The 1,842-nt window shown below is 76.3% G+C and carries 2 protein-coding genes; both read left to right on the plus strand.

Translation table 11 applies throughout. The features are described 5' to 3' along the window. A partial coding sequence (mmuM, locus tag ABZ641_RS35725) for a homocysteine S-methyltransferase (RefSeq protein ID WP_359988599.1) occupies nucleotides 1–868 on the plus strand: 868 nt, incomplete at its 5' end. 119 nt (nucleotides 869–987) lie between these two features. Then, nucleotides 988–1,752, plus strand: a complete 765-nt coding sequence (locus ABZ641_RS35730) for an IclR family transcriptional regulator (RefSeq protein ID WP_344627382.1) — start codon at nucleotides 988–990, stop codon at nucleotides 1,750–1,752. Nucleotides 1,753–1,842 lie beyond the last annotated feature (90 nt).

The following is a 1,842-nucleotide window of genomic DNA, read 5'->3' on the forward strand; positions in this document are numbered from 1 at the left end:
GGCGGCGCACCTGGGGTACTTCCGGGCCGGGGCCCAGGTCGCGATCACCGCCAGCTACCAGGCCTCGTTCGAGGGGTTCGCGCGCCGCGGGACGGGACGGGCCGAGGCGGAACGGCTGCTCGCGCTGAGCGTGCGCCTGGCCCGGGAGGCCGCGCGGCAGGCCGAGTCGGAGCGGGCGGAGGCAGCGCGGGCAGCGGCCCGGCAGGCGGGGCGGGCGGACGACGGGCGGGCGGAGGACGGGCGGGCGGCGCCGGCGCGGCCGGGCGCGATCGCCGCCGGTCCGCTGTTCGTGGCGGCGTCGGTGGGCCCGTACGGCGCGGTGCTGGCCGACGGGTCGGAGTACCGCGGCAGGTACGGGCTGGGCGTGGCGGAGCTGGAGCGCTTCCACCGGCCGCGGCTGGAGGTGCTGGCGGCGGCGGGCCCGGACGTGCTGGCGCTGGAGACCGTCCCGGACATGGTCGAGGCGGAGGCGCTGCTGCGGGCGGTCGACGGGCTGGGGGTGCCGGTGTGGCTGTCGTTCAGCGCGGAGGGCGGCCTGACCCGGGCGGGGCAGCCGCTGGAGGACGCGCTGGGAATGGCCGCGGGGGTGGACGCCGTGGTGGCGGTCGGGGTGAACTGCTGCAGCCCGGCCGACGCCGACCGGGCGGTGCCGGTGGCCGCGCGGGCGGCGGGCCTGCCGGTGGTGGTGTACCCCAACAGCGGCGAGGCGTGGGACGCCGCGGCCCGGGACTGGCGGGGCGGCCCGACGTTCCGTCCGGAGCGGGTGACGGGCTGGCTGGCGGACGGGGCGCGGCTGGTCGGCGGCTGCTGCCGGGTCGGCGAGCGGGAGATCGCGGGGCTCGCGCGCGCGGTGCGCGGTGCGGGGTGAACGGGTCCGCGCGGGGTGCGGAGTGATCGGAAAGGTGCGCGTCCGGCCGTCGGCCTGGCAGACTCGTGCCGTCAACACTTCGGTCGACAATGTCGACCGCCTGTCAGGGGAGGTAGCCAATGCCCGGCCCGATCCAGTCGCTCTCCCGGGCCGCCGCGATCATGCGCCTGCTGGCCGGCGGTGAGCGCCGGCTCGGGCTCTCCGAGGTCGCGACCGCGCTCGACCTGGCCAAGGGCACGGCCCACGGCATCCTGCGCACGCTGCAGCAGGAGGGCTTCGTCGAACAGGACCCGGAGAGCGGGAAGTACCAGCTCGGGGCCGAGCTGCTGCGGCTCGGCCAGAGCTACCTCGACGTGCACGAGCTGCGGGCGCGCGCCCTGGTGTGGGCGGACGACCTGGCCCGGGCCAGCGGCGAGACGGTCTACCTGGGCGTACTGCACCAGCAGGGCGTGCTGATCGTGCACCACGTCTTCCGCCCGGACGACACCCGGCAGGTGCTGGAGGTCGGCTCGATGCAGCCGCTGCACTCCACCGCGCTGGGCAAGGTGCTGCTGGCCTACGACCCGGTCGCCCGCGGCCAGCTGGGCGACGGGCCGTACGAGCCCTACACGCTGCGCACACTGACCGATCCGGCGGACGTGGACGCGGAGTGCGCGCTGATCCGCGAGCGGGGCTGGGCCGACTCGATCGAGGAGACCTGGGAGGGGGTGGCGTCGATCGGTGCGCTGATCCAGGACCGGCGGCGCAACCCGGTCGGCGCGGTGTGCGTGAGCGGACCGGTGGAGACGGTGACGGAGGACGGCTTCGTGAAGCCGTCGCTGGTCGCCTCGGTGCGCAGCGCGGCCCGGGCGATCTCCCGGGACCTGGGCGCCGGACGGTTCTGACCCCTTCCGCGGCCCCGGGGCCACGGAGGACGTACGCGCGGGGCGCGCGTTCCGTAGAGCACACGTCTGTAATCCAATAACCCCGACACT

Source organism: Kitasatospora sp. NPDC007106, from assembly GCF_040634455.1.
Classification (GTDB): Bacteria; Actinomycetota; Actinomycetes; order Streptomycetales; family Streptomycetaceae; genus Kitasatospora; species Kitasatospora arboriphila.